The following is a 17,194-nucleotide window of genomic DNA, read 5'->3' as shown; positions in this document are numbered from 1 at the left end:
AATAGAAGGAAAGAAGAGAGGATATACCATGCAGACGTTAGCTCAGGATATGAAAGAAAACCGTTTTAAACCGGTTTATTTATTATATGGGGAAGAAGTATTTTTAAAGAACAGCTATAAAAATCAGCTGAAGGCTACCATCACACAAGGAGATACCGTTAATTTCAACCAGTTTGAAGGAAAAGGAATTGATGTGAAGGAGCTTATCAGCCTGTCAGATACCATGCCTTTTTTTGCGGATAAGCGGTTGATTCTTGTTGAGGACAGCGGATTTTTTAAGAGTCCTTCAGAGGAACTGTCCTCTTATCTGCCTCAGGTTCCGGAAACCACCTGTATTATATTTGTGGAATCAGAGGTGGACAAGCGAAGCAAGATGTTCAAAAAGGTGAAGGAAATCGGATATGCCTGTGAAATGGAGCGTCAGGATTTAAACCAGCTTTCCAAATGGGCAGGCACCATTCTTGCCAGAGAAGGGAAAAAAATCACTGGAAATACCATGGAACTGTTTCTCCATAAAACCGGAGATGATATGGAAAATATCAAGATGGAATTAGAAAAGCTGATCAGCTATACCTTAGGCCGTGAGGTCATTGAGGCTCAGGATGTGGAGACGATTTGTACCGAGCGGGTCACCAATAAGATTTTTGATATGGTAGCTGCCATCGTAAACAGACAGACAAGAAAAGCCATGGATTTATATGAGGATCTGCTGACCTTAAAGGAGCCTCCGATGAGGATCCTGTTTCTCATCGCAAGACAGTTTAATCAGTTATTACAGGTAAAGGAGCTGATGGGAAAAGGGCTTGATAAAGCCGGTATTGCCTCCAAGCTTAAGATTCCTCCCTTTGCCGCAGGAAAGCTGATGCCCCAGGCAAGATCATTTTCCAAGGAGGCGATTCTTTCCTATGTTGATCTTTGCGTGGACGCGGAAGAATCGGTAAAAACCGGACGTTTGGGAGATCGAATGGCAGTGGAGCTTTTGATTACCAGTAAATATTAAAGAAGTTCACAAAAAATACGTCTTGATTGGTCTTAGGTATGTAGTGCTCTTTTGATTGGGAGCATACTACTTTAAAGTTCCGCTTCAAGGCGTATTTTCGTGTCGGTGGTATTATATTTAAGTATTCATTGCTATCACAATTTGTTTTGTAACAGCTGCTTTTCAGGCGTGTTCTTATCGACACAAGCCTCTAGTCTTAATCTTCACAACAGCAAGGATCGTCATCATCGTCATCATCATCATTGCAGCATAAAGCTTCCTGCGCGGAGATTGTTCCCAGGGTGTCACCAAGCTGTGAAAAAATGCAGCTCAGCAGTGCGATTTCCTCATCGGTCTTGTCTTTGGCAATACAACACGCCAAAGAGGATATGAACAAGACAAGTTCACAGGACTGCATAAAGACATCACCTCGGGATAGTATATGTAGCGAAACCCTGTGAGGAGAGAGAACATGCCTCAATCCATTAACTTATAAATATTAAATGGTTCAAAAAGAATCAGGTAATCGTCCTTTTGGAACCCCTTGCCGTACTTTGCCTGGTAGCAATGAATGGCTTCATATAAAAAATCTTCGGTTACATCTAAATATTCTGCAATCTCATAACCATTTCGGCATCCCGCATCCTTAGCCGCTACCAGTTTGTCTAAAGTAATCATCTTATTATAGGCCCAAAGTCTTGCAGTTCGTTCCTGCTTCTGATTGGAAACTTCAGACTGATCTGAAATATCTCCTACGGTGGTGTAATAATGTCCAAGTTCCTCTGCCAGGACGCAGGCCTTTTTGCAGTCCGGCATATTCTGCCGGATCAGGATTTTCTCCCCCATGATCCGGCCATCATTGGCCTTTAGCGGCCTTTCTTTAATCGTAATTCCAACTAATTCAGCTTCTTCAATCAATGCTTCATAATTCAAAATAAATCACCCCAGCGAGTTAATTTTATTCATCAAAAAATGCATCATCGTGTCTCTTCATGTCTTCGGTCACTTCTATGTCCGTTCTTTCATGAGAGGCCACGGGTAAAAGATAAGACTTGTCCTTAGGACTAATGGTTCTTATATTACTTGGCTCTTTGATGTATTCAGGTATGTGTACCATTTCCCTGACACGCTTTAACGCTTCTTTTTGACCCTTTTCATTCATGCGGTTGAAATTCTGTAACATCTCACCGGCATCGGTACCAAAACAGTTATTGACATAATCGAACGCAGAAGCAGTATCATTCTCCCAGCCCATTAAATAAGTGGGGGTGGTCTTTAATGCTTTTGCAATCGCTTCTATCTTTGACTGGGGAAGACCCCGGCCGTCGACCTCGATTTTATTAATGGAAGAGCGGGATTTGTAGCCTGCCTTTAACGCCAGTTCCTCCTGGGAAATGCCAAGCTCCTCGCGCCTCCGTTTAATGATCTGACCTATTTCCATAGGATCACCTCCATAATGATATTATACCACATTGTAGATAAAAGTTCAACAAATTTATGAAACACTGTTGACAAAAGTGAAACATAGGAGTATTATAACAATGTAGACGAAATGACTACAGCAAGGGAGGGCAGGTATGACGGATACGGTTCGGCTGAAAGAAGAAATCAAACGGTCCGGTCTGAAAAAAGGGTGGATAGCAGCGGAGCTGGGGTTATCCAGCTATGGTTTTCATCGAAAGATGAACAATGAAAGCCAATTTAAGGCCGGAGAAATTAAAAGCTTGTGCCAGCTTCTTAAGATTACGTCGTTGAAAAAGAAAGAGGAAATTTTTTTTACTGACGATGTAGACAATAAGACTACATAAAGTTAAGAAGATGGAGAACAAAAGGCCCGAATAACAAGTGGCAGCATGGCAAAGGAGGGCATACGTGTATAACGAAATTTTGGATGCAGTTATGAAAAAGCTTGGTGACTTATTCCCAGAAACAAAAGTCTCAGCAGACCCCTTGGGGGAGGGGGAGATCGGTCCTTATTTTGAGGTAAGGATCACCCAGGCAGAAGAAAAGCCGGTCAATGGAAATCGCTATTTACGAAACATCAGCATTTCCATCATGTATTACCCCAAAGAGTCCCGAGATGCTATCAGAGAAAGAAACAATGTGCTGGATGCATTAATGGACAACCTGGAATACATAACAACAACTGACGGTTCTTTAATCAGAGGAAGTATGAGAACAGCAAAAAATGAGGAAAGATACTTAAACTTCCTCACAGAGTATCAAATACATGTCTTAAAATCTGCCAAGGCAGAAGAATCCATGGAAGACATAGAACTAAATTGAAAGAGGTGCAGTTTTGGCAAAGAAAGAAGTAAAAGTAACAAATCAGACAGCCAGCGAACGTTATACCAAAAAACAGTTGGTCTGCTCCGAACGGTATTGCAATCAAAGTGATCTTTTATGCGCTCTGCTGGAAGATGGGAAGCTATACTCCCTGTCAGAAGCAGATGAGATTATGAATCGATTTATGAAAGGAAGGGTGAAAGTATGTTAGGTGGAGGAAATTTTACAGTTCAGAATAAGGTGTTTCCAGGTGCGTATATCAATTTCGTAAACAGCGTTTCAGCCAGAGCATCTTTAGGAAACAGAGGAGTAGCAGCGATTCCCATGATTCTTTCCTGGGGACCGGAAAAACAGGTATTTGAGGTGACCTCAGAAGAATTCCAGAAGAACGCAAAGGAGATCTTTGGTTTTTCCTCAGATGATGAAGCCATGCTTCCAATCAGAGAGCTTTTCAGAAATATGACTAAAGGTATCTTCTATCGTTTAAATGGCGGCGCCTATGGTTCCAATGACTATGGTACAGCTAAATATTCGGGAGAACGGGGCAACAGCCTTATGACTGTCATTGCAAAGAATGTAGATGACGGAAAGAAATTTGATGTGAAAACATTATTTGACGGCAGAGAGGTAGATTCCCAGACCGTATTAACCGCATCTGAATTAAAGGACAATTCCTATATCACCTTTAAAAAGGAAGCGTCTCTTGCCGAGACAGCCGGCAGTGCATTTGTTGGAGGCACCAATGGAAGCAATGTAACAGGGGAAGATTACGCAGCATTTCTTGAAACGATTGAAAGCACTTCCTTCCAGGTTCTTTGCTGCCCATCGACCGATGATAAAGTAAAAGCACTGTTTGCAGCATTTACAAAACGTCTGAGAGATGAAGCAGGTATTAAATTCCAGACTGTGTTACATCAATATGCAAAGGCGGATCATGAAGGAATCATTTCCGTGGAAAATGAAACAGAGGAATCTGCCTCTGGGCTTGTCTACTGGGTAACAGGTGCAGAAGCTGCCTGTGAAATCAACAAAACCAATGAGAACAGAATCTATGACGGTGAGTACAGCGTAAAGGTTCCTTATACACAGACTCAGCTTGCAGGTGGTATGAAGGAAGGTAAATTCCTTTTCCACAGAGTCGGAACGGATATCAGAGTTCTCACTGATGTGAATACCCTGGTTACCTATACTGCGGAAAAGGGAGAGGATTTCTCCAATAACCAGACCATCAGAATTCTGGACCAGATTGGAAATGACATTGCTTCCTTATTTAATACCCGCTATCTTGGAAAAATCTCCAATGATGCAGCAGGCAGGGTAAGTCTTTGGAATGATATTGTTACATACGGAAAACAGTTGGCGGTCTTACGGGCTATTGAGGCTCTTGATTCAGAAGCGATTACCGTGGAAAAGGGAGAAGGCAGACGTTCCGTTGTTGTTAATTTCCCGGTTCAGCCGGTTAACTGTATGAGCATTTTATATATGACAGTCGTTGTATCTTAAGAAGGGGGTAATGGATTATGAGCAATATTACAATGAACGCATGGGACGCAATCAGCGCAGCGAAAGCAGAATGTTTTATCACAATTGAAAATGAGCGTTACAATTTTATGCAGGCATTAAAGCTGGAGGCAAAAATTGAAAAGGTAAAATCCGAAATCCCGATTTTAGGACGAGCCATGAAAGGAAACAAAACGGTTGGAATGAAGGGGACTGGCTCCGCTACCTTCCATTATAACACCAGCATTTTCCGTGATATTTTGTACAAGTATCAGCAGTCTGGCAAGGATGTCTATTTTGATATCCAGGTGACCAATGAAGATCCGACCTCCAGCGTAGGCAGACAGACCATTATTTTAAAGGATTGTAACTTAAATGGTGGCCTTTTAACTAAATTTGACGCTACCGGCGAATACCTGGAAGACGAGTTTGAGTTCACCTTCGAAAGCTGGGAAATGCCAGAACGTTTTGGAAAAATCGCAGGAATGCAGTAAGAATAAAAGGAGAGTAAAGTTATGGGAGATTTAAGTTGTTTTTTAAGTCAGAATGCAGTAAAGGCAGATCGTGAAAAATATGTGGCATCCAAACGTTTCCTGGGAGCGGATAAAAAGCCGGTAGAATGGGAAATCAAGGCCATTACCTCTAAGGAAGATGAGGATTTAAGAAAAGAATGTACAAAAAGAGTTCCAGTATCCGGCAAAAAGGGCCAGTACACTCAGGAAACGGACTTTAACTTATATCTTGGAAAGCTGGCGTCAGAATGTACCGTTTATCCAAATTTAAATGATAAAGCATTACAGGATTCTTACCACGTCATGGGCGCTGATGCGCTGTTAAAGGCTATGCTGACAGCCGGGGAGTACGCTGGCTATCTGGAGAAGATCCAGCAGGTCAACGGCTTTGACAGCACCATGGAAGAGCAGGTAGAAGAAGCAAAAAACTAATTGAAGGAGGCGATATGGAGGCCAATGTAGCCTACTATTGCCTTCATAAAATCCACAAATGGCCTCACGAGTTTTTGAGTCTTGACCGGTATGAACGTGCTTTTGTCATTGCAGCGGTGCAGTTAAAGCTTGAGCATGATAAGAAAGAAGCGGATAAGGCAAAGGCAGGTAAATACAGGTAACAAGGAAGAACGTCTATGGGGACGTTCTTCCTATCATAATAGGAAAGGAGGAGATAGGTTTGGCTTCAGTGGAATATTCTCTTGCCATCTATGATGGAATGAGTACCGCTTTAAGTGTAATAGATGATTCAATTAAGAAGACGACAACGTCTCTTATGAATTTTCAGAGATTAAATACCTTGGCCGTTAATGTTTCATCTTTTGAAAACATGGGAAGAAAACTTGATATTATAGATGGCGAGTATAGAGAAATAACGGATACAGTGGCTGGTGTTGAACAAAAACAGAATGATTTAAATAAAGCTACAGATGAAAATGAGAAAAAAATAAAAAAACTTAAAGAAGTCTGGAAAAGCTTTATGGGTGGACTGGATAAAATGGGAATTGATCATAATCCGCTGGATATTTTATCTCGGGCAGATAGTATAAATACTTCTGGTAATATCATACAGGCACAAACGGGAATGAAGGGCCAGGATCTTGAACTTACGAAAGAAAGCACCAAAAGTCTATTTGCTGATAATATGAGCAAAAGTCCTCAGGAGGCAGCACAAAGTCTGTCAGCTGTAAATCAGTTAACGGGGCTGACAGGTGATGGCTTGGAATCAGTTACCCGGGCAGGTCTGCTTTTACAGGACACCTTTGGCTATGGTCTGACAGATAGTATTAAGTCAGCAGGAACACTACAGCAGCAATTTGGACTTCAGGGAGCGGAAGCATTTGATTTAATCATACAGGCGACCCAGGCAGGGCTCAATAAAAATGGGGATTTACTGGAAACCATAAATGCCAGCAGTGACAAATTTAAGTCTCTTGGAATTGGCGGGCAGGAAATGTTTAATATGCTGGTGAACGGGGCACAAAACGGCAATGTTTCCATCAGTTCATTAGGCAATGCAGTCAACGAGTTTTCAAAGAAGGCTGTCAGCGGAGGAAAAGATGCATCTGAGGGGTTTGCTGCTCTGGGACTTGATGCAGGAAGGATGACAGATGCATTCGGCAGTGGAGGAGAAGCTGCCAAACAGGCATTTTTGGAAACGGTAAATGCTCTAAATACCATGGATGATCCGGTAAGTAGAAATATTGCTGGAACTAAGTTGTTTGGTAACTCATGGGGAGAGTTGGGGCAGCAAGGTTTAGCAGCATTGTCTGAGTTAAATGGATCGGTAAGCACATCCTCACAACATTTAGAAGAATTAAATCAGCTAAAGTTCGGCAACGCCAGCAGTGCGATAACCTCACTTGCCAATACAATAAATACAGGCCTGGCTGGTCCAATGACTGGGGCAGTCATGTTTATAACTAATATAATCAATGATTTTACAACTGGTTTACAAGGTAAAGTGGACGAAATTAATGGAATATTTGGCATGTTGGGACTAGGAATCGGGATTGTGGGAGGTTTTATCTCTGATAATTGGGCCATTATAGCACCAATTATTTTTGGAATTATAGCAGCTCTAAATGCAAAAGCAGCCTGTGATTTAGCTTCGGCTGCAGCAACTATGGTTCTGACAGTAGCACAGAATGCTTTAAACGCAGCGTTTTGGACATCTCCCATTGGTCTTATAATTGCAGCAGTTATCATATTAATTGTAGTTTTTTATGCAGTTATTGGATTGATTAATAAATTAACGGGAACTTCATTAAGCGCAACTGGATTAATATGCGGTTTCTTTACCACATTGGGAGCAGTAGTTATGAACATTTTTACATTTATGAAAATATTTATTGAGGCAATCATTTCAGAACTTAAACAAATATTTTTCAAACTTGCTAATTTTATAGGAAATGTATTTACTAACCCTGTTGGCACTGCGGTTGAATTATTTTTTTCCATGACTGATACAATTCTTGGAGCACTTCAAAAAGTGGCAAAAGCAATTGACAAAATATTTGGTTCAAAATTTGAAAGTATGATAATAGTGCAGAAAGAGAATCTCTCTGCAATGAAGTCGGATATTGAGAAGCGTTTAGGGGACAAGAAATACGATGCTAATAAATTCTATAAAAATAATGAAGATGCAAGTTTTAAAGAATTATTAGAGCAGGCTAATTTTATAGACATAGAAGGAGCGGCAAAGAAAGGTTATAATTCGGGTGATAATTTATCAAAAGATCCCTTTAAGGGAATGAAAGGTTTTCTCAATGAGGGAAACAACCCATTGGACCCAAACAATTATGGTGGCAATTTAGGTGAGGATAATCAGCCTGATACATCAGCGCTACTAAACAACTTAAACAACAACGCAACTGGCGGAGCTTCCGGATTCCAGGATATTTCAAAAAATACCGGTGACACCGCAATGAACACAGCAGCAATGTCAAACTCCCTGGATTCCATGGATGAAGAATTAAAATACATGAGAGATGTGGCAGAGCAGGAAGTGATCAACCGATTTACCCTTGCGGATCTAAAACTGGATATTAACAATAATAACACAATCCGAAGCGTTGCAGATGCAGATATGGTCTCCAACATGTTAAAAGATTCAACATCCGAAGCACTGTTTGCCTTTGCGGAAGGAGTGATTGGATAATGGCTTATGAGGTATACATAGATGATATGCGGCTTCCATTACCACCAGAGAAAATCCCTGTAAAATACAGTGGCCAGAACAAAACAGCCAACTTAATAAATGGGGAAGAAATTAACCTCTTAAAGCCCTCCGGACTGGCAGAAATCAGTATTGATGTGACCATTCCCCAAATGGATTATCCATCAGCCGTATGGGACGGGAGCATTGAAAATGCAGAAGATTTTCTGGGCAAGCTGGAAGCCTTAAAAAAGGAAAGAAAACCTTTTGAATTTACTGTTGTACGAGAAGACTTCGGTGGAGACAGCCTGTTTGATACAAGCCTTGATGTGACTCTGGAAGACTATAAGGTGTCAGATGATGTCAGCCAGGGGCTTGATCTGCTTGTATCCATTTCCATGAAAGAATACAGGCACTACGGAACTCACATCATGAACTTTGTCCTGGTAGATAAGGAAGAAGCTGAGGCAGAACAAACAGAAGGCGAGCGTGAGGGAGAGGCACCCAAAGAAAAAAGCTATACCGTAGTAAAGGGCGATTGTCTTTGGTCCATTGCAAAAAAACAGCTTGGTAATGGCAGCAGATGGCCGGAAATTCATCAGCTGAACAAAGACAAAATAAAGAACCCGAATCTGATTTATCCAGGGCAGATTCTTACATTGCCATAGAAGGGAGGGGAACAGTGGAAGCTCATTTATATATTCAAAATGGCAAGACCGTTTACGAGCCGGTTGTCCAGGGAAGTATCACCTGGGAGACACAGCGCAGCGGTCAGCCGGGAAAATGTACGTTTACGCTGATCCCTGACAACATCCTGAACATTGAGGAGGGCAATGCCCTCCGACTGGATGTGGATGGGACTCCAGTCTTCTTTGGCTTTATATTTGAACGAAGCTGGAACAGTAACGGCCAGGTAAAGGTCACCGCCTATGATCAGCTGAGGTATTTAAAAAATAAGGACAGCTACAATTACATTGATTTAACAGCTGGCGACTTAATTAAAATGATAGCCGGAGATTATAACCTGAATGTTGGAGAGCTGGAAGATACCGGTGAGAAACTTACCAGAAATGAAAAAGATAAAACCTTATTTGACATCATTAAAAACAATCTGGATCTTACTATGATAAATAAGAAAAAGATATTTGTATTCTACGACAATGCAGGAAAGCTTGTATTAAAAGATGTGGAGAACATGAAGTTAAATGTGGTCATTGACAATAAAACCGCTCTTGACTATGACTATAAGATCAGCATTGACAGCAACACTTACAATCAGATCAAGCTCTACCGCGACGATAAGAATACCCAGAAACGAGAGATTTTTCTCACAAAGAGTACGGAAAACATTAATAAATGGGGCATTTTGCAAAAAGATGAATCCATTGATGAAGGGGCTGACGGCCAGTCCATTGCAGAGAATTATTTAAATTTATATAACCGTCCTTCCAGAAGTCTGTCTATCAAGGATGCCTTTGGAGATATCAGGGTACGTGCAGGCTGTATTCTTCCTGTTATTATGGATACCAATGACATTGAGCTTAAAAATTTTCTGCTGGTAGAAACAGTGACCCATAAGATTGATACGGGAACTCATACCATGGATTTAACGTTGAGAGGAGCTAATATTTATGGCTGATGTTGAGTGGATTGATAATATAAAAAGAATTGTAATTCAGGCGGTAGAAGCCGGAGATCCTTGCGATGTCATTCCCGGTACCGTAGTCAGTGAATCACCAATTGAAATACGAATCAGTGAGAAGATCGTTTTGTTCCCCTCCCAGATCCTCATCCCAGACCAATTAAAAGACCACAACAGGATAATGAATATTCCTGGGGTAGGAGAAGTTACGGTTTTAGTAAAAGGTGAAATAAAAACAGGGAAAAAGGTGCTTCTTCTTCAAAAACGGGGCGGACAGCAGTATGTAGTTATAGGCACTTGGTAAGAAAGGAGGAATTTGATGCTTCCCACGACAGGTGATATTTTACAGAAGAATTTAAAAATTGTACAGAAACCATCAAAAACATTTAAGCTGGATGTGGAAAATAAAAGAATTATCGATATGGTAGATGGCTTGGAAGCCGTAAAACAATCTGTATATTGTATCTTGTATACGGAGCGATTTGAATGGCTCATCTACAGCTGGAATTATGGTTCAGAATTAAAGGACCTATTTGGAAAGTCATCGGGGCTTGTTAAGGCTAAAATAAAAAAGAGAATACGGGAAGCCTTAATTCAAGATGACAGGATTTCTGATGTGGATTCCTTTTTCTTTGATATAAATGAGCGAAAGCTCCATGTAACATTTACCGTGCATACCCAATGGGGGGAAATTGAGGCAGAGAAAGAGGTGAGTATTTAATGTATGAAGACATGACTTATGAAGTCATTATAAAACGAATGCTGGACCGTGTTCCAAAAGGTCTCGATAAAAGAGAAGGATCACTTGTCTATACAGCACTTTCCGCTGCTGCTGCAGAAATGCAGGTTATGTACATAGAGTTTGATACGATTCTAAAAGAAACATTTGCACAGACTGCTTCCAGAGAAAACTTAATCCGCAGGGCAGCAGAACGGGGAATGGAGCCAAGACCTGCAACAAAAGCGGTGATAAAGGCAAAAGCAACACCCTCTGATGTTACTATTTTACCAGGTCAGCGTTTCCGGTTGGGCATTTATTATTATACCGTCACTAAAATTGTTGGAGATGGAGTGTTTCATTTAGAAAGTGAAACAGCAGGAGAGGCAGGTAATCGGCTTTCAGGCCGCCTGGTACCAATCGAGAGTATTTCAGGACTTACCTCTTTGGAAGTTACTGATCTGCTGATTCCGGGCGAAAATGAAGAGGATACAGACGATTTTCGTGCTATTTATATGAGTTCTTTTAGTGAAAAGACATTTAGTGGAAATCGAAAGGATTATCTAATCAAAACAAATGGAATTCCTGGAGTAGGAGCCACAAAGATTACAAGGGCATGGAATGGCCCTTCCACGGTTAAGCTGACCATTCTGGATTCTAATTATAATAAGGCATCAGACCTTCTTATTCAGACGGCACAGGAAACTATAGATCCTTCAGGCACCGGAAAGGGAGATGGACTTGCTCCAATCGACCACGTCGTCACAGTGGATACAGCAGAAGAAGTAAAAGTGCAGATAGCTTGTACTCTGGAATATGAAGAAGGTTATGAGGCAGAGACCCTGAAAGCTCTGATAAAAGATGCCGCGGAAGCCTACTTAAAAGAATTGAGGGCGTCCTGGGAAGGTCTTGGAGAACGAGGCTGTATTATAAGAATTTCTCAAATGGAAGCCAGGATTCTTGCGTTGGAGGGAATCTATGATATTAAAAATACTCTTATAAATGGAGCAGCAGAAAATCTGGAATTAAATCAATATCAGATTCCAGTGTACGGGGGTGCTGAAATTGATTCGAGAAGTTAATTTGCTGTCCTATATTCCTGATTTTCTAAAGGAATACGAAGAAATGAGAGTCATTCAGGAGGTCCTGCAGACGGAAATCCAGCACATGGAAAATGAAACAGAAGTGCTGTTTGACAATCAGTTTATCATGAGCTCCGATTTAGGGAACATACGCCGATATGAGCAAATGCTGCGTTTACAGGCATCCTCAAAGGATACGCTGGCAGACCGGAGATTTAAGGTCCTTTCCAAATGGAACCGGATCATCCCTTATACAAAAGTGACATTAAGGCAGAGGCTTGCTGTGTTATGTGGGGAAGACGGATATACGCTGGAGATTGATCCGGAAAAGAAGGTTATTGTAAGAGTTGCCTTAAAGAGCAAACGAAATTTAAACGAAGTGAAACGTATGCTGGAGGAATTTGTGCCTTGCAACATGGTAATCGATTTAGACCTTCTTTATAATCAGCATCATTTGCTCAGCGAATACACACACAAACAATTAGGAGCCTGGACTCACAGGCATATAAGAAATGAGGTGCTTATCAGTGGCAAAAAAAACCAACAATTATAAACTTCCTAAGCCGGAGGTTGATGATTTTTACGATATATCAGAGTATAACAAAACCATGGATATGTTAGATGATTCGCTGACGGAAATGGATCAAAAGAAGCTGAATAAGAATGGGGACGCTTCAGAGGCAGTCACTGAATTTGAAGAGGAGATTTTAAGGGACAATATTGAGTCTGGGGAGACATTGTCATCTACTTTTGGTAAGGTGAAGAAATGGTTTTCGGAGATGAAAGATGTGGCGTTTTCAGGCCATGCAAAAGATGTTGCGACAGATTCGGTGCATCGGTTTGTTAGTGATGCGGAGAAGAGTAGTTGGAATGGGAAGGTTGGGGCTTCTGGGGGAGATATTTCTGAAACTATGATTGGCTCATTAGAGTCTATTGCGACTGAGTTTCCAATTCCAAATCAGGGAGAGACATCTAATGTATTTTTGGGAAAAGTTAAAAAATTCATGCAAGATTTTAATAATTTTAAAACTGGAATTATTACTGTAGGAAAGCTAGCAAATAACGGAAATACAACGTTTGAAGGATATGCTTTAGATGCAAGGTATGGAAAAACATTATTTGATTTATATTCTAAATTAAATAGTGATTTAAGTTCTTTAACCACCCCTATTCCTCTAACAGATACGGCTAGTATTAATTTAGACAGCGGGTTATTTGTCGAAAACAAAATATACTTTCATACAATATCATCAGAAAGGCCAAAAAACACGAAGGGATTTCCGGCCGATGCTTACGGGTATGGCGCTTTGATTACCGGCAAACATAATTATGCTTGGCTTTCTTTTCAAATTTATATACCCCATAATAATGCCACTAATGCGGGGTGTCCTATATATTTCCGCACCTTTGCGGATACAGCTGCCAACAATTTACCAATATGGCGGTACATTGAAGCTAAGATGGTTCAAGCAAATACTTAACTGATTAGCTTGCAAGGTATGTAAGTTCCAAGGTGCAAGCTAATCCAGCAGGGGCACCGTTATCATTTTGACTGAAATAGTCCCAGAAGGTCTTACAAAATACTGAAATAGATATGTTGAACCGTTATAGGACGCGTATTTTTCACCGTTGAATTCATAAGATGATTTAAATTATGTAGGTAAATTAACCAAAGTATACTCGTTCCAATCATTTACTTGTTTTAATAAAACAAAATGACAATGAAAATAGACCTCCTATCCCTTACGTACAATTTTATTAACTGTCCAACTATCAAATCTGAAACGTGAGGAATCTGCAGAACTTAGAACACTAAGCAAGTTAATATTTAAATCACTATTATATTAAGCAAAACCAAAAGTTATCTTAAACACAAATATACTAATAATTTAGCAACAAAAATATTGAGGTAAATAATATGAAAAATATAATATGCACAACAACAGGCCTAACAGGCAGCATCATAGCATCACTATTCGGAGGGTGGGACACAGGTATCGCAACACTAATCCTTTTCATGGGCATCGATTTTTTCTCCGGCCTGGCAGTCGCCGGAATCTTCAAAAACAGCAGTAAAACAGAAACCGGCGCATTGGAATCAAGAGCCGGTTGGAAGGGACTTTGCAGAAAAAGCATGACTCTGCTCTTTGTCCTAATCGCCCACCGTCTCGACTTATCCATCGGGACAAACTACATAAGAGATACCGTAGTCATCGGTTTTATGGCAAACGAATTAATATCAATCGTGGAAAATGCTGGCCTCATGGGCTTACCCCTCCCAGCCGTATTATCCAAGGCCATTGATATCCTAAATCAGAAATCAGAACCATCAAAATAACATCGCTATTACCATCACCCTAGCCATCCCACCAAACAGCTCTTTCCAATTTTCTTCTTCATCTACACAAAATAACAAAGAAAAAGAGCCAGCCCACCCACCCATTTCCCACCCGGGACATTCTACCTTGCCCTTTCATATCATAAAATGTAATAGATATAGAAAGGACAAGGTGGAGGGTATGGTAAAAAGCGAAGCAACGATAGATATGTCGCGTCTGGAGCTCATAGGAATCCAGGAGAACCTAGAGGATGCCGATTACTCAGAAATCAAACGTTTCCGGGAATCCTTTGACCCGGATGATATGGGTTTTTCAGGCAGAAGGGAAGGAATCTAATATGGAAATTCATCAATTGTTAACACCATATAACTATTCAAACGGCGAGATCAGCCGTATTAAATATATCGTAATCCATTATGTAGGAGCCCTGGGCGGAGCAGAAGCCAACTGTAAATACTATGCCTCACAATATATCGGAGCAAGCGCCCATTATTTTGTAGGCTTTAGCGGTGAAGTCTGGCAGTCCGTAGAAGACAAAAACATTGCTTGGCATTGCGGTGCCAAAACCTACAAACACCCGGAATGCCGTAACAGCAACAGCTTGGGAATCGAGCTGTGTGTCAGAAACAAAGGCGTTCAGTCCGATACCAGCCGGGATTGGTATTTTGAAGATGCAACCGTAAGAGAAGCTCAAGCGCTTACTAAGATGCTGATGGAAAAATACGGCGTCCCAGAAGATCACATCATCCGCCATTATGACGTCACCGGAAAAATCTGCCCCAATCCTTATGTATACAATCACACAAAACATACCTGGCAGGACTTTAAAGAAAGTCTGGTAACAGCAGCTGAAATAAAGTCAGGCTGGGTAGAAGAAGAAAGCGGATGGAAATTCTATCTGGGAGATACTGGCAATCCTGTAAGAAACGACTGGTATAAAGACGGTGAGAAATGGTACTGGTTTGATGATGCAGGCTATATGGTAAAAGACACCTGGAAAACCGGTTCCGATGGAAAATGGTACTACCTGACCAGTGACGGCTCCATGGCAAAAGATCAGTGGGTCATCTGGAAAGATGAGCTATATCGTGCCACAGAAGACGGCAGTATGCTGGAAGGAACCATTTCCCTGAGTACCGATGACAAAGGTGCATTAAAAATGGTATAGTAAATTGATGTAGAATCAAAAACGCACTCCCACATGTGAATGATACAGATGATTAAACAAAAAAGACTAAACAAAAAAAGATTACAAAAAAGTAAAGAAATACAAGATAGATTAAAAACAGATTATATAAGAATCCTATATGATTAAATAAAAGCTTATATAGAAAATCAAAAAAAGATTTATTAAGAACTTATGCAAAAGGCGGGAGTCTGTTTGAGAGTTTGCCTCATGTCTAATAACTAGAGAGCAGATATCTATAACAGCCCCGCCTATTATATTTCCTCAATCAATAAAACCCAAAAAAGAATTAAAACACAACAAAAAATCCCACTCAGCGGGTTAGTCTGAATGGGATCACGTACTATTCTATAATTTAAGCCATTGCGTTAACAGCTTTAGAGATTCTGGATACTTTTCTGGAAGCGTTGTTTTTATGATAAACGCCTTTAGTTGTAGCCTTGTCAATCTCTGTGATAGCGCTGATTAAAGATGCCTGGGCAGCAGCCTTGTCACCGGCAATAATAGCAGCGTCTACCTTCTTAATAGATGTCTTCACTTTGGATCTGATCGCTTTGTTTCTTGCAGCCTTAGTCTCGTTAACTAAGATTCTTTTTTTAGCAGATTTAATGTTAGCCAATCTGTACACCTCCAATATACTGATATATGATTATTCTTTGTTTTGCATCAAAGTCTGGACACGGACAGTTCAATGTAAACATACCTTTGTATTCTAACGAATTTCGTCCCATATGTCAATACATAATTCCTGCTTTTTTGCAGAAAATACCCTATAAAAGCTGGAAAGGAGGAAAAAATGGAAAACACATTTGAAGTGCGCACAGACCTCGCGGTAGAGGAGAAGGAAAGCTTTCCTGGTGACGGCGGTGAAATATCCGGCGTTTCTCTGCGGGAATGGCATAGATCCGGCAGCCGTATTAAAATGACAGAGGTTAAAATTTTAGACAAAAAAGGCGAAAAAGCAATGGGAAAGCCCATTGGCACCTACATTACTCTGGAGGCAGACGAGCTCTCCATGAAAGATGAAGATTATCACAGGGAGGTGTCTGAAGAGCTGGCCTCTCAAATCGAACATCTCCTGGAGGGGAAAAAATACAGGAAACCAGATTTTCATGTCCTGGTGGCAGGACTTGGAAATTCTTCCGTAACACCAGATTCCTTAGGCCCAAGAGTTCTTAATAATCTCCAGGTAACAAGACATTTGAAGGTTCAGTACGGAGATGACTTTTTAAAAGGAAGAAGCATGCCAATCATCAGCGGCATTGTACCAGGCGTTATGGCTCAAACAGGTATGGAAAGTGCTGAAATATTAAAAGGAATCATCAAAGAGACAAAACCCGACTTAATCATTGCCATTGATGCGCTGGCAGCAAGAAGTGTCAAACGTCTTGGAACCACCATACAGCTTACGGACACAGGCATTCATCCTGGCTCTGGAGTTGGAAATCACAGGCACAGCCTGACGAAAGACAGCCTTGGTATCCCTGTCATGGCAATTGGTGTTCCTACGGTTGTGGGAGCCGCCGCCATTGTTCACGATACCGTCTCCGCAATGATCGGAGCATTATCAGAAAGCATGGAAACAAAGGGCATGGGTGATTTTGTTGGAAAGTTAAGCTCCGATGAACAGTATAATCTCATTAAGGAGCTTTTGGAACCAGAATTTGGCCCACTTTATGTAACACCGCCTGATATTGATGAGACAGTCAAGGAACTGAGCTTTACCATTTCAGAAGGAATCCATCTGGCATTTTTGGGACAGGAAGATTCGTAGTAAAAGACAGGCTTTCTGCATAGGA

The 17,194-nt window shown here is 40.9% G+C and carries 24 protein-coding genes; 20 read left to right on the top strand and 4 right to left on the bottom strand.

Annotation, left to right across the window (positions count from 1 at the left end):
• Positions 1–28: 28 nt before the first annotated feature.
• Entirely contained in the window at positions 29–1,000 is a 972-nt protein-coding gene (holA, locus tag T546_RS0104540; protein WP_026890602.1) for a DNA polymerase III subunit delta, read from the top strand.
• A gap of 196 nt (positions 1,001–1,196) precedes the next feature.
• On the opposite strand, the gene T546_RS0104535 is transcribed toward holA, so the two are convergent.
• The 3 genes from T546_RS0104535 to T546_RS24505 all read right to left on the bottom strand — a co-directional run bounded on the left by T546_RS0104535 (position 1,197) and on the right by T546_RS24505 (position 2,420).
• Entirely contained in the window at positions 1,197–1,361 is a 165-nt protein-coding gene (locus T546_RS0104535; protein ID WP_330371856.1) for a DUF6774 domain-containing protein, read from the bottom strand.
• 95 nt (positions 1,362–1,456) lie between these two features.
• Complete coding sequence (locus T546_RS0104530) at positions 1,457–1,912, bottom strand: ImmA/IrrE family metallo-endopeptidase (protein ID WP_026890600.1); 456 nt, start codon at positions 1,910–1,912, stop codon at positions 1,457–1,459.
• Between the two features lie 25 nt (positions 1,913–1,937).
• A complete protein-coding gene (locus T546_RS24505; protein WP_051629601.1) occupies positions 1,938–2,420 on the bottom strand; it encodes a helix-turn-helix domain-containing protein in 483 nt (160 codons plus the stop codon).
• Between the two features lie 136 nt (positions 2,421–2,556).
• Here T546_RS24505 and T546_RS0104520 point away from each other — a divergent pair, with 136 nt between their 5' ends.
• The 18 genes from T546_RS0104520 to T546_RS0104435 all read left to right on the top strand — a co-directional run bounded on the left by T546_RS0104520 (position 2,557) and on the right by T546_RS0104435 (position 15,377).
• A complete protein-coding gene (locus tag T546_RS0104520; protein WP_026890599.1) occupies positions 2,557–2,787 on the top strand; it encodes a hypothetical protein in 231 nt (76 codons plus the stop codon).
• A gap of 64 nt (positions 2,788–2,851) precedes the next feature.
• Entirely contained in the window at positions 2,852–3,265 is a 414-nt protein-coding gene (locus tag T546_RS0104515; protein ID WP_026890598.1) for a phage tail terminator family protein, read from the top strand.
• Between the two features lie 13 nt (positions 3,266–3,278).
• Positions 3,279–3,476, top strand: a complete 198-nt coding sequence (locus T546_RS0104510; RefSeq protein WP_026890597.1) for a hypothetical protein — start codon at positions 3,279–3,281, stop codon at positions 3,474–3,476.
• Positions 3,470–4,768: a phage tail sheath family protein gene (locus T546_RS0104505; protein WP_026890596.1), complete on the top strand. Its 1,299-nt coding sequence runs from the start codon at positions 3,470–3,472 to the stop codon at positions 4,766–4,768. Before T546_RS0104510 ends, T546_RS0104505 begins: the two co-directional genes overlap by 7 nt.
• Positions 4,769–4,785: 17 nt before the next feature.
• Entirely contained in the window at positions 4,786–5,259 is a 474-nt protein-coding gene (locus T546_RS0104500; RefSeq protein WP_024837039.1) for a phage tail tube protein, read from the top strand.
• A 21-nt stretch (positions 5,260–5,280) separates the two neighbouring features.
• Positions 5,281–5,709: a phage tail assembly chaperone gene (locus tag T546_RS0104495; RefSeq protein ID WP_024837038.1), complete on the top strand. Its 429-nt coding sequence runs from the start codon at positions 5,281–5,283 to the stop codon at positions 5,707–5,709.
• Positions 5,710–5,723: 14 nt separating this feature from the next.
• Positions 5,724–5,891, top strand: coding sequence for a hypothetical protein (locus T546_RS25515; protein ID WP_166429795.1), 168 nt, complete (start codon positions 5,724–5,726; stop codon positions 5,889–5,891).
• 68 nt (positions 5,892–5,959) lie between these two features.
• Positions 5,960–8,431 (top strand): phage tail tape measure protein, encoded by a 2,472-nt coding sequence (locus T546_RS0104485; RefSeq protein ID WP_242842187.1) that lies wholly within the window; start codon positions 5,960–5,962, stop codon positions 8,429–8,431.
• Entirely contained in the window at positions 8,431–9,096 is a 666-nt protein-coding gene (locus T546_RS0104480; protein ID WP_026890594.1) for a LysM peptidoglycan-binding domain-containing protein, read from the top strand. The genes T546_RS0104485 and T546_RS0104480 overlap by 1 nt, the downstream gene beginning before the upstream one ends.
• A 14-nt stretch (positions 9,097–9,110) precedes the next feature.
• On the top strand, positions 9,111–10,067 hold the full coding sequence (locus T546_RS0104475; protein WP_026890593.1) for an XkdQ/YqbQ family protein: 957 nt from the start codon (positions 9,111–9,113) through the stop codon (positions 10,065–10,067).
• A complete protein-coding gene (locus T546_RS0104470) occupies positions 10,060–10,374 on the top strand; it encodes a DUF2577 domain-containing protein (RefSeq protein WP_034597773.1) in 315 nt (104 codons plus the stop codon). The genes T546_RS0104475 and T546_RS0104470 overlap by 8 nt, the downstream gene beginning before the upstream one ends.
• A gap of 15 nt (positions 10,375–10,389) precedes the next feature.
• The gene (locus T546_RS0104465) at positions 10,390–10,791 is read left to right on the top strand and encodes a DUF2634 domain-containing protein (RefSeq protein WP_026890591.1); all 402 of its coding nucleotides are present in this window, start codon (positions 10,390–10,392) and stop codon (positions 10,789–10,791) included.
• Positions 10,791–11,870: a baseplate J/gp47 family protein gene (locus T546_RS0104460; protein ID WP_026890590.1), complete on the top strand. Its 1,080-nt coding sequence runs from the start codon at positions 10,791–10,793 to the stop codon at positions 11,868–11,870. The genes T546_RS0104465 and T546_RS0104460 overlap by 1 nt, the downstream gene beginning before the upstream one ends.
• On the top strand, positions 11,854–12,423 hold the full coding sequence (locus T546_RS0104455; protein ID WP_026890589.1) for a putative phage tail protein: 570 nt from the start codon (positions 11,854–11,856) through the stop codon (positions 12,421–12,423). The genes T546_RS0104460 and T546_RS0104455 overlap by 17 nt, the downstream gene beginning before the upstream one ends.
• Positions 12,398–13,351: a hypothetical protein gene (locus T546_RS24500; protein WP_051629599.1), complete on the top strand. Its 954-nt coding sequence runs from the start codon at positions 12,398–12,400 to the stop codon at positions 13,349–13,351. Before T546_RS0104455 ends, T546_RS24500 begins: the two co-directional genes overlap by 26 nt.
• A 437-nt stretch (positions 13,352–13,788) precedes the next feature.
• Positions 13,789–14,208, top strand: coding sequence for a phage holin family protein (locus tag T546_RS0104445; protein ID WP_026890588.1), 420 nt, complete (start codon positions 13,789–13,791; stop codon positions 14,206–14,208).
• A 181-nt stretch (positions 14,209–14,389) separates the two neighbouring features.
• Positions 14,390–14,545 (top strand): hypothetical protein, encoded by a 156-nt coding sequence (locus tag T546_RS25235; protein ID WP_156951287.1) that lies wholly within the window; start codon positions 14,390–14,392, stop codon positions 14,543–14,545.
• A 1-nt stretch (position 14,546) separates the two neighbouring features.
• Positions 14,547–15,377 carry a peptidoglycan recognition protein family protein gene (locus T546_RS0104435; RefSeq protein WP_026890587.1) on the top strand — a complete coding sequence of 277 codons (831 nt, stop codon included), beginning with the start codon at positions 14,547–14,549 and terminating at the stop codon, positions 15,375–15,377.
• Between the two features lie 373 nt (positions 15,378–15,750).
• On the opposite strand, the gene rpsT is transcribed toward T546_RS0104435, so the two are convergent.
• Positions 15,751–16,014 (bottom strand): 30S ribosomal protein S20, encoded by a 264-nt coding sequence (gene rpsT / locus T546_RS0104430; protein WP_024837027.1) that lies wholly within the window; start codon positions 16,012–16,014, stop codon positions 15,751–15,753.
• A gap of 177 nt (positions 16,015–16,191) precedes the next feature.
• Between rpsT and gpr the strand changes: the two genes are divergently transcribed.
• Positions 16,192–17,169: a GPR endopeptidase gene (gene gpr / locus T546_RS0104425; protein ID WP_034597769.1), complete on the top strand. Its 978-nt coding sequence runs from the start codon at positions 16,192–16,194 to the stop codon at positions 17,167–17,169.
• Positions 17,170–17,194: the final 25 nt, after the last annotated feature.

It is taken from the genome of [Clostridium] aerotolerans DSM 5434, assembly GCF_000687555.1.
GTDB lineage: Bacteria > Bacillota > Clostridia > Lachnospirales > Lachnospiraceae > Lacrimispora > Lacrimispora aerotolerans.
Note: the sequence above shows the minus strand (reverse complement) of the source record. Positions and strands in the feature narration are given on the sequence as shown.